The 21,493-nt window shown below is 61.8% G+C and carries 20 protein-coding genes; 13 read left to right on the top strand and 7 right to left on the bottom strand.

The genetic code is table 11. From position 1 onward, the window contains the following. The first annotated feature begins 87 nt into the window (after positions 1-87). Together AB5Y64_RS02320 and ilvN are read left to right on the top strand one after the other, a co-directional pair. Positions 88-1,806 carry an acetolactate synthase 3 large subunit gene (locus AB5Y64_RS02320; protein WP_052816547.1) on the top strand — a complete coding sequence of 573 codons (1,719 nt, stop codon included), beginning with the start codon at positions 88-90 and terminating at the stop codon, positions 1,804-1,806. Then, positions 1,806-2,300 carry an acetolactate synthase small subunit gene (gene ilvN / locus AB5Y64_RS02315; protein WP_010673160.1) on the top strand — a complete coding sequence of 165 codons (495 nt, stop codon included), beginning with the start codon at positions 1,806-1,808 and terminating at the stop codon, positions 2,298-2,300. Before AB5Y64_RS02320 ends, ilvN begins: the two co-directional genes overlap by 1 nt. A 479-nt stretch (positions 2,301-2,779) precedes the next feature. Here ilvN and pta read toward each other — a convergent pair whose 3' ends face one another. Both pta and AB5Y64_RS02305 read right to left on the bottom strand, forming a co-directional pair. After that, complete coding sequence (gene pta, locus AB5Y64_RS02310; protein ID WP_049637125.1) at positions 2,780-4,933, bottom strand: phosphate acetyltransferase; 2,154 nt, start codon at positions 4,931-4,933, stop codon at positions 2,780-2,782. 70 nt (positions 4,934-5,003) lie between these two features. Beyond that, complete coding sequence (locus AB5Y64_RS02305; protein WP_109421833.1) at positions 5,004-6,206, bottom strand: acetate kinase; 1,203 nt, start codon at positions 6,204-6,206, stop codon at positions 5,004-5,006. 301 nt (positions 6,207-6,507) lie between these two features. Between AB5Y64_RS02305 and yfbV the strand changes: the two genes are divergently transcribed. After that, positions 6,508-6,948, top strand: a complete 441-nt coding sequence (yfbV, locus tag AB5Y64_RS02300; protein WP_029313829.1) for a terminus macrodomain insulation protein YfbV — start codon at positions 6,508-6,510, stop codon at positions 6,946-6,948. Between the two features lie 52 nt (positions 6,949-7,000). On the opposite strand, the gene AB5Y64_RS02295 is transcribed toward yfbV, so the two are convergent. From AB5Y64_RS02295 to AB5Y64_RS02285, 3 genes are all read right to left on the bottom strand, one after another. Next, a complete protein-coding gene (locus AB5Y64_RS02295; protein WP_039040945.1) occupies positions 7,001-7,501 on the bottom strand; it encodes a YfbU family protein in 501 nt (166 codons plus the stop codon). A 195-nt stretch (positions 7,502-7,696) separates the two neighbouring features. Then, positions 7,697-8,161: a thioredoxin-dependent thiol peroxidase gene (gene bcp / locus AB5Y64_RS02290; RefSeq protein ID WP_223915126.1), complete on the bottom strand. Its 465-nt coding sequence runs from the start codon at positions 8,159-8,161 to the stop codon at positions 7,697-7,699. A gap of 23 nt (positions 8,162-8,184) precedes the next feature. Continuing rightward, positions 8,185-8,718 (bottom strand): glycine cleavage system protein R, encoded by a 534-nt coding sequence (locus AB5Y64_RS02285; RefSeq protein ID WP_201872398.1) that lies wholly within the window; start codon positions 8,716-8,718, stop codon positions 8,185-8,187. A gap of 188 nt (positions 8,719-8,906) precedes the next feature. On the opposite strand from AB5Y64_RS02285, the gene dapA reads away from it, so the two are divergent. The 3 genes from dapA to AB5Y64_RS02270 all read left to right on the top strand — a co-directional run bounded on the left by dapA (position 8,907) and on the right by AB5Y64_RS02270 (position 12,178). Further along, a complete protein-coding gene (gene dapA, locus AB5Y64_RS02280; RefSeq protein WP_316286772.1) occupies positions 8,907-9,794 on the top strand; it encodes a 4-hydroxy-tetrahydrodipicolinate synthase in 888 nt (295 codons plus the stop codon). Next, entirely contained in the window at positions 9,787-10,905 is a 1,119-nt protein-coding gene (gene bamC / locus AB5Y64_RS02275; protein ID WP_029313833.1) for an outer membrane protein assembly factor BamC, read from the top strand. The genes dapA and bamC overlap by 8 nt, the downstream gene beginning before the upstream one ends. 169 nt (positions 10,906-11,074) lie before the next feature. After that, a complete protein-coding gene (locus AB5Y64_RS02270; RefSeq protein ID WP_039040947.1) occupies positions 11,075-12,178 on the top strand; it encodes a phosphoribosylaminoimidazolesuccinocarboxamide synthase in 1,104 nt (367 codons plus the stop codon). 123 nt (positions 12,179-12,301) lie between these two features. On the opposite strand, the gene AB5Y64_RS02265 is transcribed toward AB5Y64_RS02270, so the two are convergent. Then, on the bottom strand, positions 12,302-12,904 hold the full coding sequence (locus tag AB5Y64_RS02265) for a short chain dehydrogenase (RefSeq protein ID WP_042881199.1): 603 nt from the start codon (positions 12,902-12,904) through the stop codon (positions 12,302-12,304). A gap of 97 nt (positions 12,905-13,001) precedes the next feature. Between AB5Y64_RS02265 and AB5Y64_RS02260 the strand changes: the two genes are divergently transcribed. The 4 genes from AB5Y64_RS02260 to AB5Y64_RS02245 all read left to right on the top strand — a co-directional run bounded on the left by AB5Y64_RS02260 (position 13,002) and on the right by AB5Y64_RS02245 (position 15,933). Next, positions 13,002-13,904, top strand: coding sequence for a LysR family transcriptional regulator (locus tag AB5Y64_RS02260; protein WP_368203202.1), 903 nt, complete (start codon positions 13,002-13,004; stop codon positions 13,902-13,904). 74 nt (positions 13,905-13,978) lie between these two features. Beyond that, positions 13,979-14,602, top strand: coding sequence for a DUF2057 domain-containing protein (locus tag AB5Y64_RS02255; RefSeq protein ID WP_171865078.1), 624 nt, complete (start codon positions 13,979-13,981; stop codon positions 14,600-14,602). Positions 14,603-14,675: 73 nt separating this feature from the next. Continuing rightward, entirely contained in the window at positions 14,676-15,122 is a 447-nt protein-coding gene (locus AB5Y64_RS02250) for an HIT domain-containing protein (RefSeq protein WP_103261943.1), read from the top strand. Between the two features lie 118 nt (positions 15,123-15,240). Beyond that, positions 15,241-15,933: a DUF3334 family protein gene (locus tag AB5Y64_RS02245; RefSeq protein WP_029313837.1), complete on the top strand. Its 693-nt coding sequence runs from the start codon at positions 15,241-15,243 to the stop codon at positions 15,931-15,933. A gap of 61 nt (positions 15,934-15,994) precedes the next feature. Here AB5Y64_RS02245 and AB5Y64_RS02240 read toward each other — a convergent pair whose 3' ends face one another. Beyond that, entirely contained in the window at positions 15,995-16,993 is a 999-nt protein-coding gene (locus AB5Y64_RS02240; protein WP_103261498.1) for a DUF2860 family protein, read from the bottom strand. A gap of 202 nt (positions 16,994-17,195) precedes the next feature. Here AB5Y64_RS02240 and arcB point away from each other — a divergent pair, with 202 nt between their 5' ends. From arcB to AB5Y64_RS02225, 3 genes are all read left to right on the top strand, one after another. Next, positions 17,196-19,508 (top strand): aerobic respiration two-component sensor histidine kinase ArcB, encoded by a 2,313-nt coding sequence (gene arcB / locus AB5Y64_RS02235; RefSeq protein WP_069784566.1) that lies wholly within the window; start codon positions 17,196-17,198, stop codon positions 19,506-19,508. A gap of 29 nt (positions 19,509-19,537) precedes the next feature. After that, positions 19,538-20,914 carry a dGTPase gene (dgt, locus tag AB5Y64_RS02230; RefSeq protein ID WP_128312853.1) on the top strand — a complete coding sequence of 459 codons (1,377 nt, stop codon included), beginning with the start codon at positions 19,538-19,540 and terminating at the stop codon, positions 20,912-20,914. A gap of 293 nt (positions 20,915-21,207) precedes the next feature. Continuing rightward, a complete protein-coding gene (locus AB5Y64_RS02225; RefSeq protein ID WP_041211124.1) occupies positions 21,208-21,411 on the top strand; it encodes a hypothetical protein in 204 nt (67 codons plus the stop codon). Positions 21,412-21,493: the final 82 nt, after the last annotated feature.

Raw genomic sequence — 21,493 nt, 5'->3', positions numbered from 1 at the left:
AACAACAAGACTCGGATCGGCGCTGCCGGGAAGCAGCGGACTGTCGATAGCTTTCGCTTAACGGAGCAAAGCCTGGAGGGCTTTATCATGGAGATGTTATCAGGCGCCCAGATGGTGGTTAGAGCGCTGGAAGATCAGGGAGTGGAACACGTTTTCGGCTACCCTGGTGGCTCAGTGCTCGACATCTATGACGCTCTCTTCGAAAACGGCAAGATGGAGCATGTCCTGGTGCGGCACGAGCAGGCCGCAGTGCACATGGCGGACGGTTACGCCCGCTCCACCGGCAAGGTGGGCACTGTGCTGGTGACCTCGGGTCCCGGCGCCACCAACTGCATCACGGGGATCGCCACCGCCTACATGGATTCCATTCCCCTGGTGATCCTGTCCGGCCAGGTGCCGACCAGCATGATCGGGGAGGATGCGTTCCAGGAGACCGACATGATCGGCATCTCCCGCCCGGTGGTGAAGCACAGCTTCCTGTGCAAGAAAGCCAGCGACATTCCCGAGGCCATCAAGAAGGCCTATTACATTGCCGCCAGTGGCCGCCCGGGGCCCGTGGTGGTGGATCTGCCCAAAGACGTGCAGAATCCGAAAGAGAAGTTCCCCTATCAGTATCCCGAGTCCGTTTCCCTGCGCTCCTACAATCCGACCAAGGCGGGACACAAGGGCCAGATCAAGCGGGCTGCCAAGCTGCTGACCGAGGCGAGCCGCCCGGTCATGTACGTGGGTGGCGGCGCCATCAACGCCAATGCGGATCACCTGGTGACCAAGCTGGCGGAGCTGCTGAACCTGCCGGTGACCACCACGCTCATGGGGCTGGGCGCTTTCTCCGGCACCCATCCGCAGTTCATCGGCATGCTCGGCATGCACGGCACCTTTGAAGCGAACAAGAGCATGCACAACGCGGATCTCATCTTCGCCGTGGGTGCCCGCTTCGATGACCGCGTCACCAACAACGTGGCCAAGTTCTGCCCGAATGCCACCATAGTCCACATCGACATCGATCCCACCTCCATCTCCAAGACGGTGCAGGCTCATGTGCCCATCGTCGGCTCGGTGGAAACCGTGCTGGAGCAGATGCTGGAAGTGATCCGCGAGTGTGGTTTCGACAACGACAAGCAGGTACTGGCGGACTGGTGGGAGCAGATCAACCAGTGGCGCTCCCGCAACTGCCTGGCCTACGAAACCCATCCCACCCTGATCAAGCCGCAGCAGGTCATCGAGACTCTCTACAAGGTGACCAAGGGGGAGGCGTTCGTCGCCTCCGACGTCGGCCAGCACCAGATGTTTGCCGCTCTCTACTACCCGTTTGCCAAGCCGCGTCAGTGGATCAACTCCGGCGGTCTCGGCACCATGGGCTTTGGCATTCCCGCCGCCATGGGGGCCCAGTTTGCCAATCCGGAAGCCGTGGTCTGCTGCGTCACCGGCGACGGCTCGGTGCAGATGAACATCCAGGAGCTCTCCACCTGCATGCAGTACGGGGTGCCCATCAAGATCATCTCCATCAACAACCGTGCGCTGGGCATGGTCAAGCAGTGGCAGAAGATGTTCTACGGCGGCCGTCACAGCCACTCCTACATGGAATCCCTGCCTGACTTCGTCAAGCTGGCGGAAGCCTATGGCCACGTCGGCATTGCGGTGAGCGATCCGGCGGAGCTGGAGAGCGCCATGGAGAAGGCCTTTGCCATGAAGGACAGACTGGTGTTCATGGACATCTCGGTCGATCCGGACGAGCACGTCTATCCGATGCAGATCAAATTTGGTGCCATGGACGAGATGTGGCTGAGCAAGACGGAGAGAACCTGATGAGACACATCATTTCAGTACTGCTGGAGAACGAATCCGGCGCCCTGAGCCGTGTGGTAGGCCTCTTCTCCCAGCGCGGCTACAACATCGAGACCCTGACGGTGGCCCCCACCGAGGATCCCACTCTGTCCCGCATGACCATCGTCACCATGGGGGATGAGCGGGTGCTGGAGCAGATCCAAAAGCAGCTGCACAAGCTGGTGGACGTGCTCAAGGTGTGTGACCTGAGCGAGGGTGAGCACATCGAGCGGGAGATCGCGCTGGTCAAGGCGCGCGCCGCCGGTGGTGCACGTGACGAACTGAAGCGGCTGGCGGACATCTTCCGTGGCCAGATCGTCGACGTCACCCCCGAGCTCTACACGGTGCAGCTCGTCGGGACCAGCGAGAAGCTGGACGCCTTCATCAAGACGGCTGCCCAGACCAACGAGATCATCGAAGTGGTGCGCTCCGGTGTCTGTGGCATCTCCCGGGCGGACAAATCCCTGCGTCCCTGATGTGGCCGGATGTGAAAATAGCTGTTCAAGGGCTCTTCGGAGCCCTTTTTCGTGTCTGGCAGCGTTGCGGGCAAGTGGGGGGGCCGGTAGGGATGCTGGCCACAGCATCAGGAGGTTATCGAGGGGGGTGAAAGAGAAGGGGGAAGGGAGGGTCTTCACCTGTCATTTTCTTTCAAATGATCGGTAAACTATCCACAAAAGCTGTGGAAAACTCTGTAGATTAGCGGTGTGTCCGGCGTTAGTCGCATGATCTTAAAGGGATATTTCAATTTGATCCTGGCTGGATCGCATTTGTGCAATCCCCTGGCGAGGGTGTGAGCGTTTGCTTATCCCTCGAGCCTTGCCAAGGGCGGAACGCGGATCTGTCTGTAGATCCGGACGGGATCCCGACCTGATCTTGCGGATCAACATTTCTGGGCGCGAGCCATAAAAAAACCCGCCTCTCGGCGGGTTTTTCATTGCATCGGACTGCGGGTCGATTACTCGGCCTGGGCTGCCTGGATACCGGTCAGGGCGATGGTGTAGACGATGTCGTCCACCAGGGCGCCGCGAGAGAGGTCGTTGACCGGCTTGCGCATGCCTTGCAGCATGGGGCCGATGGAGACCAGCTCTGCGGAGCGCTGTACCGCCTTGTAGGTGGTGTTGCCGGTGTTCAGATCCGGGAACACGAACACGGTGGCCTTGCCGGCAACCGGGGAGTTCGGTGCCTTGGACTTGGCGACGTTCTCCATGATGGCCGCATCGTACTGCAGCGGGCCGTCGATGATGAGGTCGGGACGCTTGGCCTTGGCCAGCTCGGTCGCTTCACGCACCTTCTCCACATCCGCGCCGGCGCCGGAGGTGCCGGTGGAGTAGGAGATCATGGCCACGCGCGGCTCGATGCCGAAGGCGGCAGCGGAGTCGGCGGACTGGATGGCGATCTCGGCCAGCTGCTCGGCAGTGGGATCCGGGTTGATGGCGCAGTCACCGTAGACCAGTACCTGGTCCGGCAGCAGCATGAAGAAGATGGAGGAGATCAGGGAAGAGCCCGGAGCGGTCTTGATGATCTGCATCGGCGGACGGATGGTGTTGGCAGTAGTGTGCACTGCGCCGGATACCAGACCGTCGACCTCGTTGCGCTCCAGCATCATGGTACCCAGTACCACGTTGTCTTCCAGCTGCTCGCGGGCAACCACTTCGGTCATGCCCTTGTTCTTGCGCAGCTCGACCAGACGAGCCACATAGCGCTCGCGCACGGCAACCGGATCGATGATCTCGACGCGGTCGGTCAGGATCACGCCCTGCTGTTCAGCGACGCGGCGGATCTCTTCCGGGTTGCCCAGCAGGACCGGACGGGCGATGCCACGCTCGGCACAGATGGCGGCAGCCTTGATGGTGCGCGGCTCTTCCCCTTCCGGCAGCACGACGCGCTTGTTGGCCTGACGGGCCAGCTCGGTCAGCTGATAGCGGAAGGCCGGCGGGCTCAGGCGACGGGAGCGGGTGGACTTGGCGGAGAGAGACTCGATCCAGTGCTTGTCGATGTGACCAGCAACGTAGTCCTGCACCAGCTCGATACGCTCGCGGTCATCTTCCGGGATGTCGACGTTGAAGTTCTGCAGGCTGACGGCGGTCTGCCAGGTGTTGGTGCCGGTGATCATGATCGGCAGACCGGTGGCCATGGCCTGTTGGCACAGTGCCATCACCTGGGGTTCCGGGTGGTAGTTGCCGGTCAGCAGCAGGGCACCCAGCTTGACGCCGTTCATGGCGGACAGGCAGGCGGAGACGATGACGTCGGAGCGGTCGCCGGAGGTCACCAGCAGGCTGCCCGGACGGAAGTGCTCGATCATGTTGTGGATGGAGCGGGCGCAGAAGGTCACGGTCTGCAGGCGGCGGCTTTCCAGCTCACCCTTGTTGATGATCTTGGCGGCAAGGTGCTTGGCGAGATCCTTGGCGCGCGGGGCGATCAGCTGGGTGTTCCAGGGGATGCAGCCGAGGATGCGCAGCGGGCTCTTGCCGAAGACCTGCAGCACTTCCAGGTTGTGGCCGGTATCGGCGCCGTGGTGATGCGCTTCGAACATCTCGGTCAGGTCGGGACGGGTTACGCCGTGCTCGTCAACCGGGGCACCCACCTTGTTGATGACGCAGCCCACGATGCGCGGGTTGTTGACGCCACCGAAGTTGGAGCAGGCCAGCTCGATGCGCTCTTTGAGCTTCTGGCTGGAGTCGTTGCCCGGATGGGTCACGAACACCATGTCGGCGTCCAGCGCCTTGGCGACGTCGTAGTTCAGCTTGTTGGCAAAGGGTTGCTTGTCGGTCGGAACCAGGCCCTCGATCACCACCACTTCGGCACCGCTGGTCTTCACGTGCTCTTCGAAGCGGGCCACGATCTCTTCCAGCAGGATGTCGGTGTTGCTGGAGGTGATCATGTTCTCGGCGTAGGAGAGGGCGAACGGCTCGGGCGGGTTGATGTTGGCAGCGGCGCGGATCACTGCGGTGGAGCGCTCGGTACCGGTTTCACCCGGACGCGGCTGGGCGACCGGTTTGAAGAAGCTGACATTGACACCGTGACGTTCCATGGCGCGAACGACGCCAAGACTCACGGAGGTTACGCCGACACCAGTGCCGACCGGGATGAGCATAATAGTGCGTGCCACTTATTACCCCTTGTTCATTTTTTGGGATCAGGAAAAGGCCGCCCTGGGGCGGCCTTGCTCTACAGCTAATTTATGCGCCGACCAGTTCCAGCGCGTCGTGGGCGATGACCCACTCTTCGTTGGTCGGGATAACCAGGGCCTTGGTGGAACCAGCCTTGGTGATCTCGCCGCCCTTGCCGAAGCGAGCCTTCAGGTTGGCGTCGTGGTCGACGTCAAAGCCCAGCAGGCCCAGCTTGTTCAGGGTGATCTCACGGATCGGGGCGGAGTTCTCGCCGATGCCGCCGGTGAAGACCACGGCATCCAGACGACCGTCCATGGCGGCGGCGTAGGCACCGATGTACTTGGCCAGACGGTAGCAGTATACGTCCATGGCGCGCTTGGCTTCTTCCTTGCTGTCGTAGTTGTCTTCAACGAAACGGCAGTCGGAGGTGACTTCGGTCAGACCCTGCAGGCCGGATTCCTTGGTCAGCATGGTGTTGATTTCGGCAACGCTCATGCCCATCTTGTCGTGCAGGAAGAAGATGATGGCCGGATCGATGTCACCGGAACGGGTACCCATCACCAGGCCTTCCAGCGGGGTCAGGCCCATGGAAGTGTCGACGGACTGGCCGTTCTTGATGGCGCAGACGGAGCCGCCGTTGCCCAGGTGGCAGTTGATGATGTTGAGCTCTTCCACCGGCTTGTTCAGCTGCTTGGCCGCTTCCTGGCTGATGTAGTAGTGGCTGGTGCCGTGGGCGCCGTAGCGACGGATGCCGTTCTCTTTGTAGAGCTTGTACGGCAGGGCGTACAGGAAGGCTTCTTCCGGCATGGTCTGGTGGAAGGCGGTGTCGAACACGGCGACGTTCTTCTCGGCCAGTTCCGGGAAGACCTTAAGGGCGGCACGGATACCGATCAGGTGAGCCGGGTTGTGCAGCGGTGCGTAAGGAATGGCGGCTTCGATGCCGGCAATGACGTCATCACAGATGCGAACGGAGGAGGTGAAACGCTCGCCGCCGTGTACCACGCGGTGGCCGATGGCGATCAGGTTCTTGGACAGTTCCGGGTTGAGCGGCAGGATCTTGTGAACGATGAAGTCCAGCGCTTCCTGGTGAGCGGCACCGGCACCCAGATCAGCGTTGCCTTTCTCGCCGTTCAGCTTCCACTTGATGCGGGCGTCGTCGAGGTTGAAGCATTCGGCCAGGCCGGACAGCAGGTCATCACCGGTGGTTGCGTCAATGACAGCAAACTTCAGGGACGAGCTGCCACAGTTAAGAACAAGAACCAGCTTACTCATGAATAAATCCTATCGCAGATTGGGTTGGGTTGGAGGATGCGCCGGACGCGGTGCGTCCAAAAACTATCAACTTATCCTTATGAGGGTTGGCAATCTGTTGCTTGCCCCTTGTATAGTGATACAAGACCCGAAATTCAGACGTCCCTGACTGGTCAGTGGCCGTGCCCCAGCGTAAAAATGGGCGTACAAAGGATAACCTGATTGTTGAAAAATAACAAAGTCATCCTCAACCTTTGTTATTGCCTCTCAAATATTGTCGAGGTTTTGCCGTTAATGCGTTCGAAAAGAGCTCGGAGGTAGCATGAGCATGAACATTTTTGGAACTAAATTACAGCAAGGCCGTCATTATATGACTCTTTGGCCGCGCCGTCCCGAGCTTAATTCCATGTTCCCGGAGAATCGGGTGATCAAGGCCACCGAATTCGCCCTCAAGGTGATCCCGGCACTTGCGGTGCTCAGCGTCATGGTGCAGTTCCAGTTTGGCGAGCTTCATTACTGGCCCTCCGTGATGGCGTCCGTGCTCTTCCTGCTCAGCCTGCCGCTGCAAGGGTACTACTGGCTCGGCCAGCGTGCCGATACCCGGCTACCCCCCTCCCTCGCCACCTGGTATCGGGAGATAAACGGCAAGATGAACGAGCAAGGGGGCCAGCGTCAGCTGGTGGCCCGTCCCCGCTACGAAGAGCTGGCCGATACCCTCAACGCCGCCTTCAAGCAGCTGGACAAATCCTTCCTCTACGAATGACTTTCCGAAGTCAGACTGACGACAAAGGCGCCCTCAGGCGCCTTTTTCACATTCAGGCGGCCAGCACCTTGCTGATCTCCTGGATGGAGAGCTTGTACTGACGGGGGCACTGACGCCAGACCGCCAGCATGCGCTGGTACTTGTCCCGCATGGCGATGTCGCTGGAGAGCTCGTCGCAGGGGCAGGGCAGTTCGGGGAAGCGCTTGTCCACTTCCAACAGGAAGCAGACGTAATCCGCCAGTTCCCGCTCCTGGCTGCGGCTGTAGCCGTTGAAGGCAAGGCGGCTCTCGTTGACATCGGCCCGGGCGCTGGCATCCAGGTTGCCCCAGGAGATGGCCAGTGCATGGTGCAGCTCCAGGGTGTCCAGCACCTCCTGGCAGGTGGCAAGATCCAGATGGCCGAAGCTCTTCTCCAGCTCGAGGATCTGCAGGCAGTAGCCGCGCTCGACTATGGTGCTGGCACGCTGGTAAAACGCCGCCTTTTCCGGATTGAGTTTGGCCAGGATCTCGTACTGGTTGCTCAGGATCAGGCGTTCGGTGTGGCTCATGTTCATGGGCTGTCTCGCTGGAAAATGAATCTGGGGTCACGTTAACCCATATCCAGGATGAATTTTTTGATCTGAGAGGGGAGGTTGGCGAGAAAAGGCGGGAGGAGGCGCTCTGGTGAGCCGCCAGAGAGTGGGGGCTGATGCCGTGGTGAAACGAGCAGGGCCCGCCATGGCGAGCCCTGCAACAATGCCGCTGGTGGCTTACCCCTTGACGAGGTCGAGCACCACCTGATGGTGATCGCCGGTCTTGAACTTGTCGAAGCGATGGGCAACCTTGCCCTCTTCGTCGATGAGGAAGCTCAGGCGATGGATGCCGTCATACTCCTTGCCCATGAACTTCTTCGGGCCCCAGACGCCAAAGGCATCGGCCACCGCGTGATCCTCATCGGCCAGCAGGCGGAAGTTGAGGTTGTCGCGCTCCTCGAACTTTTTCAGGCGCTTAGCGCTGTCCGGGCTGATGCCGAGCACCACCACATTGAGGGCAGCCAGCTCGCTATTGACGTCGCGCAGACCGCAGGCCTGGGTGGTGCAACCCGGGGTCATCGCCTTGGGGTAGAAATAGATCAGCACCTTCTTGCCGCGCAGGTCGGCGAGGCGAACCTGATTGCCGTCCTGATCGGAGAGGGAGAAATCGGGGGCCTGGGTACCAGCTTCTAGTGGTGACATGGGGTCTCCTCGGATAAACGCCGTCAGGCGTACTTGTGATTGACGATGAATTCGAACGACTCGGCGCCCAGTCCACGACAGAAATCGGCGAAGGCTGTCTTCGAGCCGGGCTCTTCTCCCTGCTTGGAGAGATTCAACTGAAAGTTCGCCTTGAGCAGGTTGAAGGGCTGCTGTTCCAGGGTGATGGTCTGCATTGCCTGGATGTCCCAGCCGTGATCGCTGAAGAACTGGGTGCACTGACTTACGATGCCCGGCTGATCCCGGATCAGCACCTCTGCGCTGGCGCTGATGTCATATTGCAGGGAGTGGTGGCGCTCGGTGCGTTTCATCATGGTGATGAGATCCCACTCCTGGCTGCGCAGTGGGAGGCTGATTTCCAGTTGCATCATGCTGTTCCAGTCACCGGACAGCAGCATGATGAAGGTGAATTCGTTGCCGAAGATGCCAAGACGGCTGTCGACAATGTTGCAACCGCAGCCACTGACGTGACGGGTCACCTCATTGACGATGCCAGGCCTGTCCGTGCCGATGGCCGTTACGACCAGGTAGTGAGTCATAAATCGTCTCTCGTCCATTATTGAGAATGCGTTGACCGCGGGTGCCGGCACCCTGCCGGGAGGCCTCTTGTGCGCTCGTGCATTCATACGTTTTGTGCCGGATGGTAACACGGCTTGTCCCGTGCCTCCCTTGTTTTTCAAAAGGGGCAGCTTTACCATTACGCCCCTGAAAATCGGGAGAATTATCCATGTTACGCGGTAGTATTGTTGCGCTCGTTACCCCCATGCTGCCCTCGGGCGACATCGATTGGGTCAGTCTGGCAGCGCTGGTGGAATATCATGTGGATGCCGGGACCAGCGCCATCGTCGCCGTGGGAACCACGGGAGAGTCGGTCACCCTGAGCGAGCAGGAACATATCGCCGTGGTTGAGAAGACGGTGGAATACGCCGCCGGACGCATTCCCGTCATCGCGGGCTGCGGCTCCAACAATACTGCTCACGCCATCGCCCTCTCCCGGCGTTTCGCCACCATGGGCGTGGTGGCGGGTCTCTCGGTGACCCCCTATTACAACAAACCCACTCAGGAAGGCCTCTATCGTCACTATTGTGCGATCGCCGAGGCTAGTGGTCTGCCTCAAATTCTCTATAATGTGCCCGGTCGCACCTGCTGTGACCTCAAACCCGAGACGGTGGCCCGTCTGGCCAAGGTGCCCGGCATCATAGGTTTGAAAGAAGCGACTGGCGATCTTGGCCGTACCCCGCTGCTGCGCGAACTGTGCGGGCCGGATTTTGCGCTTTATAGTGGCGATGACGCCAGCGGATGTGATTTTATGCTGCAAGGGGGCGATGGTGTCATTTCGGTCACCACCAATATTGCGGCGCCCCAGATGGCCGACATGTGTCGTGCTGCCCTGGCCGGTGATGTCGGGCAGGCTCATGACATCAACAATCGATTGATGCCGTTGCATCAGACTCTGTTCTGTGAACCGAGTCCCATCCCGGTGAAATGGGCCTGTGCCCGGCTGGGATTGATGGCGACGGCGACCTTGCGTCTGCCCCTGACCGATCTCACCCCCGAGGGGGAAGCGGCGATGGCGCGAGCACTGACGACTGCGGAGTTGATGGCGAGTGTTTAAAGCAAATGGAAAGGGAAATGCAGTGCGCCTGGTACTGAGTGTCGCGACGGTGGCCGTGCTGGCTGCCTGCAGCTCACCCCAGGAACGCAAAATGGCCAACCGTGGCTTCGAGTATGAAGAGAGCCGCCTCGAAGGCCGCGCCTTCCTTGTGCCCGCCGGGTTGAGTACCCCCGCCTTTAACAGCAATTTCGACATTCCGGCCCTGCCCGAGAGCAGCCGTGAGGGCGCCCTCGGGGCCAAGGTGGACGTGCGTCCGCCCGCCCAGTTGCTCACCGTGGTGCCCGGCAGCCAGGTGGTGGCCAATGCCAGCGAGCCAACCGTCGCCTTCTATGCCCTCAGCACCTCCCAGAGCGTGGAGCGCGATACCTGGGCCTTCCTGATGAACTTCCTGGCCGAACACAAGGTCACCACTGAGAAGCTGGACCAACAGGACGGCGTCTTGCAGACCGGCTGGTTTGACAACTCAGCGGTGCTCGATGGCTGGGCGGAAGATGACGATGACTTCAAGATCCGTCAGCGTTACCAGTTCACCCTGCGCAACGATGTGCAGCGCCACGCCATCAAGATGTCGGTACGGGTGCTGGATCACGAAGAGACCATCGACGGCGAGACCAGCACTGTGCTGACGCCGGCGGACGCCCAGCGTTATGCTACCCGCGCCCTGAACCAGTTTTCCCTCTATTACGACAAGCAGCTCAAGGCCCGTGAACAGCACAAGTCCAGCGATGGCATGGGGCTGGAGCTGGGTCTGGACAACAACGAGCTGAGCGCCTGGATTGCCGAAGGGTCGTTTGACCAGGTGTGGCGCCGCCTCAATCAGGTGCTGCCTGCCTATGGTTTCACCATCAAGGATACCCAGCAGTCCCTGGGCTGGATCGACGTGGAATACGATGAGCCGGACAGCGAGTTCTGGAAGGCCAAGGGAGCGGAACCGTTCAAGCTCGAGGAAGACAAGTATCGCTTCCAGCTCGGCGAGATGACGGGCGGCAAGACCTCCATCACCCTGTTCGACAAGGACAAGAAGCCTGTCGCATCCGGTGTCATCTCCCAGATGTACATCAGCCTGTCCGAGGCCTTTGCCAAGGGCTTGGCCGATCAGGGGGCGAAGTAAGCATGGAAACAGGGGCCTCGCGCCCCTGTTTTGTTATGTCCGGGTTGCCGCAGGGCCAGCGTGCCGAGCCGGTTGCCCCGGGCCTGAGTACCTGATGATGTGAATCCCCCACAGACAGGGGTCTGGTGCCCCTGCCTAACTAGTCCCACAACAGGAAGTGTTATTAGCCATGAGTCTTGCAGATCAAGTATTGGCGGTGAACGACGATTTGCCGATCCGTACCGATAAACCTGTCCATTCCGGCAAAGTGCGCAGCGTCTACTGGTTGACCCCGGCAGACAGTGCCCGGCTCATTCGGGAGAAAGGCTATGATGTGCCGGCCGATACGCCCCTGGCCCTCATGGTGATCAGTGATCGCATCTCGGCTTTCGACTGCATCTGGCAAGGGGTGGACGGTCTGAACGGCGTGCCGGGCAAGGGCGCGGCGCTCAATGCCATCTCCAGCCACTGGTTCAAGCTGTTCAAGGAGCAGGGGCTGGCGGACAGCCACATCCTGGACATCCCGCACCCCTTCGTCTGGATCGTGCAAAAAGCCCGTCCCGTGATGATCGAGGCGATTGCCCGCCAGTACATCACCGGCTCCATGTGGCGTGCCTACAAGGATGGTGAGCGGGAATTCTGCGGCATCACCCTGCCGGAAGGGCTCAAGAAGGATCAGAAGCTGCCCGAGATCCTCATCACCCCGTCCACCAAGGGGATCCTCAAGGGGCTGGATGGTGTGCCGGAAGCGGACGACGTCAACGTCTCCCGCGGCGACATCGAGCGCCACCATCAGGCCTTCGGCTTCCGCTCCCCGGCGGACATCGACCGCTACGAGGCGCTGCTCAAAGAGGGCTTCAACGTCATCAGCGAGGCGCTGGCTGCCCTGGATCAGGTCTTCGTCGACACCAAGTTCGAGTTCGGTTACGTGACCGATGCCGCCGGTCGCGAGAAGCTCATCTACATGGATGAAGTGGGCACCCCCGACAGCTCCCGCATCTGGGACGGCGCAGCCCTTCGCGGCGGCGAGATCATCGAGAAGTCCAAAGAGGGCTTCCGCCAGTGGCTGCTGAACCACTTCCCGGATCCGGACATCCTGCTCAACAAGAACCGCATGCCCGAGCGCTTCGCCCTGGCCCGGGACAACAAGCTGCCCACCGAGGTGATGATGGATATCTCCCGCACCTATGTGGGGATCGCCGAGAAGATCATCGGTCAGCCGCTGGTACGCAGTGCCAATCCGAAGCAGGAGATCATCGAGGTACTGCGGGAGCAGTACGGCCTGATCGACTGAGGCCGACCGCTTTTTTTGCCGCAGGCGAACAAACGTTTGCCGGTGGCAGGGGAGGCGCTTGCAACGCAGATGACAAAACGGGCCCCATGACGGGGCCCGTTTTCATTGGGTTGTCCGGAGCGCTCAGCCATTGACCCGGAAGATCTGACCGGTCTGTACCCCCAGTACCGATTTCTTGTAGGCCTGGGCCACCCGGGCGGCGGGTACCGGCACGAAGCCCGGGAAGAAGTCGGCATACTTGCTCATGGACTCTTCCAGCACGGTGGGGCTGACCACGTTGATGCGAATGCCCCTTGGCAGCTCGCAGGCGGCCCCTTTCACGAAGTGCTCGATGGCACCGTTGATGGTGGTGGCGCTCACCCCCCAGTGGATGGGCTCCTCGCTCAGAATGCCGCTGATGAGGGTGATGGAGCCACGGTCGCTCAGGTGGGTAATGGCGGCCCGGGTCAGGTTGATCTGGCCCATCAGCTTGCTCTGAAGCCCCACCTGCCATTGCTCGTCCGTCATCTCGGTCAGGGCATTGAAGGCGACGCTGCCGCTGGCGACCACCAGGGCATCGAAGGACCCGACCTGCTCGAAGAGCGCTCTGATGGAGGCGGGGTCGCGCATGTCCACTCTGGCATCCCCCTGGCTGTGACCGACCCGGATCACCTGGTGATCCTGGGCAAGCAGTTCGCTGACGGCGGCGCCAATGGTGCCGGAGGCACCCACAATCACAATCTTCATATCTATCGCTCCTGGTTGAGATGAGTTGATGATAGCGGGATAAAAAGGGAGAAAAAGCGCTTATGATGAACCCATTGTTTCCATATTGGAGCTAATGATGGATATCACTCACCTGGCCAGTTTCCATGAAGTGGTGCAACGAGGCAGTTTCTCCGCCGCTGCCGATGCCCTGGGGGTGAGCAAGGGGATGCTGAGTCGCCATGTCAGCGCCCTGGAGTCCGCCCTCAATGCCCAACTGCTCCAGCGCACGACCCGCAGACTCAGCCTGACCGAGGCGGGGCGGGTGCTTCACCAGCAGGCCGGCGAGATCTTCGCCCTGGCCCGGGAGGCGGAGGAGGGGATCCGCGCCCTGACCGAGGAGGACAGCGGCCGCCTGCGCTTCACCTGCCCGGTCAGCACGGGGGACCGCATGGTGAGCGAGCTGCTCGCCCGTTTTGCCGAGCTCTGCCCCGGCGTCCAGGTCGAGCTCAACTTCACCAATGCCATGATCGACATGAGCCAGGGGGAGAATGACATCGCCCTGCGGGCCATGGAGCTGATCCCCGACAACCTGGTGGCCCTGCCGCTCGGCAGGCTCAAGGATGTGGTGGTGGCAAGCCCCGCCCTGCTGGCCCGGGAGGGGATCCCCGCCACTCCCTATGAGCTGGGGGGGCGCTCCTGCCTGCTGCAGGGCCACAACCCGGACTGGGAGCAGTGGCACTTTCGCCAGGGGGAGGAGGAGGCGCACATCCTGGTGCAGGGGCGAGTGCGGGCCAACCACTACAGCACCCTGCTGCAACTGGCCCGGGCGGGCATGGGCTTTGCCAAGTGTCCACTGATGCTGGTGGAGGCCAGCCTGGCCCGAGGGGAGCTGGTGGCCGTGCTGACGGAGTGGCAGACCGGCCTGCACCCGATCCATGTGCTGCACGCCCAGCAGCGCCGGGTGCCGCGCAAGATCCGGCTGTTCAAGCAGGTGCTGGCCCAGTGGTTTGCCGAGCGGCCCCATTATCTGCTGGGGTGAGCCTGCATCCCGTTATTTTTCTGTCATCTGGGGCTGCTACCCTGCGCCCTTCATCGCGAAAGGAGAGTCAGGGAATGAAGCGTCATCAGGGTTGGGCAGGGGTTGCGCTGCTGTGCTGCGGCGGTGTGCAGGCCGAGGTCAGGGTCGAGGTGCCCCGGGATTTCCAGATCCTGGCGGTGAGCGCCGGCAAGGTGCAGGACGAGCAGCATGCCGTGCTGGCCGACGGGGAGCAGCAACTGCTGGTGCGCTACGAGGGGGTGATCCCGAGTCGCAACAGCAGCGACAACGATCGCCAGGTTCGCTCCGAGCCCCAGGTGCTTCGCTATGAGGCCCGCGGGCAGTCGGTGCGCCTGCAGGCTCCCGTGCCTGCGGACGAGGCCGGGATGGAACGCTACGCCAGGGCCCCTGTCCTGGGCCTGGTGGCGGGGGGGCAGCCCCTCGAGGTGCGCCAGGATACGCTGATGGTGCAGGGGATGCAGATCGGCATGGACTGGCATGCCAGGCTGATGGAGTACAACCGTGGCGAGGGGCCTGCCGTGCTCGCCGGTGCGGCGGATGTGACTGCGGCCGCCGTGGCGACGCCCCGGGTCTCCTCCGTGCCGGCCAGCGCCCTGGAAGGGCAGTTGCAACAGCTTTTCCTGCAGGCGGACCCCGCGCTTCGCAAGCGCTTCATCGGTTGGGCCGTGCCGCGCCTTTAAGTTTGCTCCCCGTTGCAGTAACGTGGGCACATCTTTGATTCCCGATGTGCCCATGTTGATCAGCGAGGCCCCCATGTTTGAATTGCACCCCCGCCTTCAGGCGGATACCCGGATACTCGGGGATCTGCCCCTGTGCCGCGTCCTGCTGGCCAAAGACAGCCAGTATCCCTGGCTGATTCTGGTGCCCCGGGTCGCCAACCTGCGGGAGATCCATCATCTGGCCCCCGAGCAGCAACAGCAGTTGATGCAGGAGTCCTGCGCCGTCGCCACCCTGATGGAGCGGGCACTCGGCCCGGACAAGATCAACGTGGCGGCCCTCGGCAATCTGGTGCCTCAGCTGCACCTGCACCACGTGGCCCGCTTCAGCTCGGATGCGGCCTGGCCCGGTCCCATCTGGGGTGCCTGTCCCGCCATTCCCTATGAGGAGCAGGCCTTGCAAGGGGCGGCTGCCAGTTGGCAAACCCGTCTGGCTACCCTGGATGGATTCCAGCCATTTCTGGCTGATAATCCAGTCAAGTGAGAGGTGGCTCGCGCTTTGGGCACCGGGATCACGCAATCTGTTAGCGTATCGCGCCGGTGCATGGTGACATGGGCGACACGAGTGACAGCTCCATTATTTCGATCAGCAGGAAGGTTCCATGATAGTGACAAGATCCGAGGATGATGCCGTATTGACCACAGAGGACGTACTGCTGAGCCTGTGCAATTCGGTGACGAGCGTATTGAGTGCGGCGACCCAGACCCAGGTGCGCTTCTCCGGCATGGTGCAGCGGATCAGCAAGACCTGCCTCAAGCCTGACATCGGCTGTTTCGTGCTGTTTGACGGCGGCTTCTCCGGGCTGGTGGTGATCAACTTCTCCGCCGCTGCGGCCATGGAGCTCTACCAGAGCTACATGCTGAGCATGGGGCTCTCCAAGGAGGATCTTGCCATCTCCCACACCTCGGACGAGGTGAGCAACGTCATGGGCGAGCTGATGAACCAGATCGTCGGCAGCTTCACCACCAAGGTGGGGCGTGAGCTGCAGACCCACATCACCCAGAACCAGCCCAAGATGCTGGCGCTCAACAAGCAGGTGATGCTGAGCGTCGACACCAACCTCGACAATCCAGAGACCCGCCGGGTGACCTTCTTCACCGCCAGCAACAACATCTTCTATCTGGAGCTGGCCATGGACAAGACGGAGTTTATCCGGATCCATGATGGCGGCGTGCAGGAGGAGGTGGATCCCGACGAGCTGATCGCCCAGGCCAAGCAGTCAGCCAAACCGGCACCGGCGGCCGCGCCGGCGAGCAACGAGCACGACGATCTGCTGGATTCCCTCGGCATCTGATGGTCGAGGGTTGTGCAAATGAAGAGGCCACCCCGGGGGTGGCCTCCTTGCTTGGTACGGGTCAGAAGTTGTAAAGCAGCCCGGTACTGAAGCGAAGCGCCTCGGCATCGTAGAAGTCGATGTCGGAGTCGGCGCTGGAGTAGGCCGCGGTGAAGGTGGCGGCAAGGGGTTTGATGCCGAACAGGTTGTGCCAGAAGAAGGTGCCATTGAGGGCGAACTCGCTGGCATCGGCGCGCTGGCCGAACAGGGGATTCGCCTCGTCGTACTTGCGCTTGCCGGCGTAGAGGCTGCTCACGATGGACCACTGGGAGGCGCGCTTGGCATAGGTCAGCTGCAGACCGGTGTTCTTGAAGCTCTCCGCACTCCCGTCCAGGCGGGCCTCCTTGTAGAGGAAGGCGGGCTCCAGCAGCTGGTTGCCGCCGAAGTGGTACTGGTAGGAGACAGCCAGGTCGTGGACCTTGCCGTTGCGGCTCAGCATGGAGGCGTAGTGGGTGCCGTGGGTCAGGTCATATTGCTGGCCGCTGCGCTCCTCGTCGAGCTCCACTTCCCGGCTGGTCAGGGTGGCGTAGACGTTGCTGCCCCAGATCCTGTCCCAGGCAAAGCGCACCCCTTTCGAGGTGAGATCGGTGGCGCTGCGGTCCACGCCGGTGGCGAAGGGATCGCTCCACACTTCCACCGGCATGAGGTTGAACACCAGGGAGGTGGCGACGATACCCTTGTCACCCATCTCCTGGCGCAGACCGAGTTGCTGGGTAAAGTCGAAGCGCACCGCGTCCTGGATGAGGTTGCCGAGGAAGACCTGGGTGCGGGTATCGGCGAAGGTGTAGCGGATATCGGCATTGAGCAGCGGGCTCAGACCGCTTTCGCGGCCGGGGGAGCCCAGATCATCGATACGGCTGTTGCTGTCGTCACCGGCATAGAAGTTGGACTTGTGGCTGCCGGCATTGACTCCGCCCAGCAGAAAACCGGACCAGCCGGTCTGGCGGGGGATCTCCCCCAGATCGGCGTGGGCGGTGGTGGCGACCAGCAGGCCAAGGCTCAACAGAACATGATTTCGCATCGGGTATGCTCCTGACATAACGAATGAGAAGGGTGACAGTGTGCCCCGGTATTCCGGTGGAACCGGTGCTGACTGAGGCATGGCAGGCATGCTACCCCAGCCGGAGTGTGACGTTAATCAATAATTGAATACGCGACGGACAAGAGTTCATGGCGCCGTACTGGTATCCTGTTTGCGCAAGAAAAGGGGAGAAAACAACGAGATGAAGCAGATCAAATCCTGGGCGCAATATTACGTCGACCTGATGACCAAGCTGGGACTGGTGCGCTTCAGCATGTTCCTGGCCACCGCCATCATAGTGCTGGCCGTGTCGATCCAGATGGGGGTGACCCTGTTTTTGCGCGGCACCGTGGACATCGTCGACCTGGTGCGCTCTGTCTTCTTCGGCCTGCTGGTGACCCCCTGGGCCGTCTATTTTCTCTCCATCGTGGTGGATCAGCTGGAGGACTCCCGCCAACGGCTGACCCGGATGGTGCGCAAGTTGCAAGACATGCGCGAGCGCGACCTCGAGCTCAACAGCCAGTTACAGGAGAACATCAGCCGCCTCAATGCCCAGATCGCCGAGACCAACCGGGCCGAGACCCTGCGCCAGCAAGCCATCGAGGATCTGGAGAACGAGGTGTTCCAGCGGGAGAAGGCCCAGCTGCATCTGGGGGAGCGTACCGCCCTCTTGCGCTCCTTCATCGACTGCTCCCCCGATCTGGTCTATTACCGCAACGAGGACGAGCAGTTCTCCGGTTGCAACCGCGCCATGGAGGAGCTCACCGGCAAGGTGGAAGCGGAACTCATCGGCCTGACCCCGTTCGATGTCTACAAGCACGACATCGCCAGCAAGGTGGTGGAGACCGACAAGCAGGTCTTCGCCCAGAACGAGCCGCTCACCTATGAGCAGTGGCTGGAGTATCCTGATGGCCGCAAGGCCTACTTCGAGCTGCGCAAGGTGCCCTTCTTCGACCGCTTCGGCAAGCGGCTCGGCCTGCTCGGCTTTGGTCGCGACATCACCGAGCGCAAGCAGTACCAGGACAAGCTGGAGAAGGCGAGTCGGGACAAGACCACCTTCATCTCCACCATCAGCCACGAGCTGCGCACCCCGCTCAATGGCATCGTGGGCCTGAGCCGGATGCTGATGGATACGCCCCTCGATGCCAGACAGCAGCAACAGCTCAAGACCATCCACCTGAGCGCGGTGACGCTCGGCAACATCTTCAACGACATCATCGATCTGGACAAGCTCGACCGTCGTCGGCTGGAGATTGCGCCGGCTCCGCTGGATTTGCCCGCCTTCCTCGACGAGCTGGAGACGCTGTCGCGCATCCAGGCGGAGCAGAAGGGGCTCTACCTGCACTTCGACCGGGACGGCGACATGCCCCAGTTCGTGATGGCGGACGGCACCCGGCTGCGCCAGGTGCTGTGGAACCTGGTGGGCAATGCGGTCAAGTTCACCGATGAAGGGGGCGTCACCATACGCTGTCTCGCCCACGCCGCTGATGAACCGGGCAAGCTGGCGCTGCACTTCGAGGTGGAAGACACCGGGGTGGGGATTCCCCGCGCCCAGCAGGAGAAGATCTTCGCCATGTACTATCAGGTGCAGGGCAAGAAGCACGCCACCGGCACCGGCATCGGTCTTGCGGTCTCCCGCCAGCTGGTGCAGGCCATGGGCGGTCAACTCTATGTGGACAGCGACCCGGGCGAAGGCGCCTGCTTCACCGCCGAGCTGGAGGTGGACTGCGTCGAGCCCAGGGCCGCAGCCCCGGAGCCCGAGATGCCCTCCCTCGACATCCTGCTGGTGGAGGATGTGGAGCTCAACGTGACCGTGGCCTGCGCTCTGCTGAACAAGCTCGGCCATCAGGTCAAGGTGGCGCGGGATGGTGCAGAGGCGCTGGCCATGGCCAACCCGGATGATTTCGACTTGATCCTGCTCGACATCCAGTTGCCGGATATGACGGGGTTCGATGTGGCGGAGCAACTGCTCGCGCGCTACGGCGACAGCCTGCCCCCCATGGTGGCGCTCACCGCCAACGCCACCGGCGATCGCCAGTACTACCGGGATCACGGCATGCAGGATGTGATCAACAAGCCGCTGGGCTCCAAGGCGGTGCGGGAGGTGATAGGCCACCTGTTTGCGGATCTCGCCGGGGACGAGGCGGACGAGCAGGACGATGTCCACCATCAGGATGCCCTGCTGGATCTGCCCTTCCTCACCGATTACGCCAGCACGGTCGGCAAGCCGGTGCTGCTCTCCAGCGTCGAGCTGTTCGAGAAGATGATGCCGGACTACATGGCGGTGCTCGACTCCAACATGATTGCCAGGGATCAGGCCGGTGTGGTGGAGGAGGCCCACAAGATCAAGGGGGCGGCGGGCTCCATCGGCCTGCGCCGGTTGCAGCAGACGGCCCAGCTTATCCAGAGCCCGGATCACCCCGCCTGGTGGGAGAACGTGGAAGACTGGATTGAAACCCTGCGCCGGGAATACCCGGGTGACATCGCCCGCCTGCGGCGCTGGCTGCTCTCGTAGACACGACGCCTCAGGCAAGGAGCCACGACATGTACGACCGTTTGATCCCCCCCGAGCGCATTCACCCCTGGGGAGACGAAGACCTGCTGGAGGCGACGGAGCAGGACCGCACCCGCATCGTGCAGGCGGCGCCGGTGCGTCGGTTGCAGCAGAAGACCCAGGTCTTCCCGCTCGATGTGAAAGCCTCGGTGCGCAGCCGTCTCACCCATTCGCTGGAGGTGCAGGAGACCGGTCGCCAGATCAGTCGCCGCATCCTGGCGGCGCTGCCGGCCGGAGTGGTCTGCGAGGGGGCCTTCATCAATCTGGTGGAGATGTCCTGCCTGTTGCACGATGTCGGCAACCCGCCGTTTGGCCATTTCGGCGAGCAGGTGATGAGTCAGTGGCTTGCCCAGGAGCTGGACGGCCTCTTCGCCCGTGCCCACGACCAGTTGCCGAGCCCCCAGTGGGCAACCCTTCGCCAGGATCTGCTGGTGTTTGACGGCAATGCCCAGAGCCTGCGACTGGTGCACAGCCTCCATGAGCTGAACCTCACCCTGGGGCAGCTGGCGGCGCTGTGCAAATACCCGCAGCAGCCCCTGCCGGGCCTGCACCATCCCCAGGGCTATGGTCAGCACCACGGCTGGACCAGCAAGCGCGGCATCTTCTTCAGCGAACAACCCCTCTATCGTGCCCTCGGCCAGAGCCTGGGGCTGGCCGAGGGGTGCCGTCATCCGCTGGTCTACATCATGGAGGCGGCGGACGACATCTCTTACTGCATCGCCGATCTCGAGGATGCGGTGGACAGGCACATCCTCACCCAGAGCGAACTGCTGGCAGCCCTGCGCGAGGCGGACGAGGGCGGTTACATGGCCGACCTGCTCGATGAGGCGCTTGCCTCCGGTCGGGGGTTCTTCCCCCATTTTCGCCAGCATCTGACCCGGGATCTGGTGGCGCTGGCCGCCCATACCTATGTGGCCGAGCACGATCAGATCCTGAGCGGGGCCTATCCCCAGGCGCTGCTGCACGGCCAGGCTCCGGCAGCCCGGGTACTCGATACCCTCAAGCGGGTGGCTCGCGAGCTGGTGTTCATGCGCCCGGAGGTGGAGGCGCTGGAGCTGGAAGGCTATGCCGCCCTGCGCGGGGTGCTCTCCACCTACGCCTGCCTGCTGGCCCTGCCCGCCAGCCAGTTCGAGCGGCTGCTCGCAGGCAACGGCGGGAGCGAGCTCTTCTTCGCCCGGCGGCTGTTCCACCGCCTCTCTGCCCGCCACCTCAAGGCGTACCGACTGGCGGTGGCGAGCCGGGATCCCCGTTTCGAAAAGGAGAGCGAGCAGGAGTGGTACTACCGGGTGCGGCTGCTGCTCGATTATGTGAGCGGCATGACGGATACCTATGCGCTGGAGGAGTTCCGGCTGTTGTCAGGGATTTGAATGAACCTCTTCTTGGCCGCATTCCACCCATATGGGTGGGAGAGATATTGCGTAAAATTCGGTGTTTTTTTACACTGCGGCAACTTGTTCAACTTTCACACGGTAAGGAGACGACCATGCAACATTCCATGTTCAACGTTGCGTTCGATCGCTGCTCTGGCAGCGCGAAGACTCGTGCTCTTTATTTGCCGCGTGGAGGGGACAGGTAACACCTGCTTTTCTCATCACCCGCGGTTGTCCCGCAGGGTGATCACCTCTCTCCGGGGGAACCGCACGTTCAACTGGAGAATATTATGTCTATCGAACTCGCCCTGCTGCGCCACGTAGAGACCCTGGTTCAAAAAAGGATCACCCGGCTGGAGCGTCGCGTCAGCTACCTGCATCTTTCACCTGCCCTGCTCAAAGACATCGGGCTGGAAGGCAAGGAAGTGCAGATCGCCCACATCCGTGAGCGGGAGTTTCAAACCGGTTTCCGGCTCGGGAACCGAATAACCTGATGGGAGGGGGCCCGGCCCCCGACCTGGTGGATGGCAGGCCTGGGCCTGCCATTTTTCTTTCCTGATGAGCATTGTCTCAATT

Source organism: Aeromonas sp. R5-1, from assembly GCF_040908265.1.
Lineage (GTDB): Bacteria > Pseudomonadota > Gammaproteobacteria > Enterobacterales > Aeromonadaceae > Aeromonas > Aeromonas caviae.
Note: the sequence above shows the minus strand (reverse complement) of the source record. Positions and strands in the feature narration are given on the sequence as shown.

Bases quoted from the DNA above. Each gene is read 5' to 3' on its own strand.
- AB5Y64_RS02320 (WP_052816547.1), top strand. From the start codon at position 88: ATGGAGATGTTATCAGGCGCCCAGATGGTGGTTAGAGCGCTGGAAGAT.
- ilvN (WP_010673160.1), top strand. From the start codon at position 1,806: ATGAGACACATCATTTCAGTACTGCTGGAGAACGAATCCGGCGCCCTG.
- AB5Y64_RS02305 (WP_109421833.1), bottom strand. From the start codon at position 6,206: ATGAGTAAGCTGGTTCTTGTTCTTAACTGTGGCAGCTCGTCCCTGAAG.
- yfbV (WP_029313829.1), top strand. From the start codon at position 6,508: ATGAGCATGAACATTTTTGGAACTAAATTACAGCAAGGCCGTCATTAT.
- AB5Y64_RS02295 (WP_039040945.1), bottom strand. From the start codon at position 7,501: ATGAACATGAGCCACACCGAACGCCTGATCCTGAGCAACCAGTACGAG.
- bcp (WP_223915126.1), bottom strand. From the start codon at position 8,161: ATGTCACCACTAGAAGCTGGTACCCAGGCCCCCGATTTCTCCCTCTCC.
- AB5Y64_RS02285 (WP_201872398.1), bottom strand. From the start codon at position 8,718: ATGACTCACTACCTGGTCGTAACGGCCATCGGCACGGACAGGCCTGGC.
- dapA (WP_316286772.1), top strand. From the start codon at position 8,907: ATGTTACGCGGTAGTATTGTTGCGCTCGTTACCCCCATGCTGCCCTCG.
- AB5Y64_RS02270 (WP_039040947.1), top strand. From the start codon at position 11,075: ATGAGTCTTGCAGATCAAGTATTGGCGGTGAACGACGATTTGCCGATC.
- AB5Y64_RS02265 (WP_042881199.1), bottom strand. From the start codon at position 12,904: ATGAAGATTGTGATTGTGGGTGCCTCCGGCACCATTGGCGCCGCCGTC.
- AB5Y64_RS02260 (WP_368203202.1), top strand. From the start codon at position 13,002: ATGGATATCACTCACCTGGCCAGTTTCCATGAAGTGGTGCAACGAGGC.
- AB5Y64_RS02255 (WP_171865078.1), top strand. From the start codon at position 13,979: ATGAAGCGTCATCAGGGTTGGGCAGGGGTTGCGCTGCTGTGCTGCGGC.
- AB5Y64_RS02250 (WP_103261943.1), top strand. From the start codon at position 14,676: ATGTTTGAATTGCACCCCCGCCTTCAGGCGGATACCCGGATACTCGGG.
- AB5Y64_RS02245 (WP_029313837.1), top strand. From the start codon at position 15,241: ATGATAGTGACAAGATCCGAGGATGATGCCGTATTGACCACAGAGGAC.
- AB5Y64_RS02240 (WP_103261498.1), bottom strand. From the start codon at position 16,993: ATGCGAAATCATGTTCTGTTGAGCCTTGGCCTGCTGGTCGCCACCACC.
- arcB (WP_069784566.1), top strand. From the start codon at position 17,196: ATGAAGCAGATCAAATCCTGGGCGCAATATTACGTCGACCTGATGACC.
- dgt (WP_128312853.1), top strand. From the start codon at position 19,538: ATGTACGACCGTTTGATCCCCCCCGAGCGCATTCACCCCTGGGGAGAC.
- AB5Y64_RS02225 (WP_041211124.1), top strand. From the start codon at position 21,208: ATGTCTATCGAACTCGCCCTGCTGCGCCACGTAGAGACCCTGGTTCAA.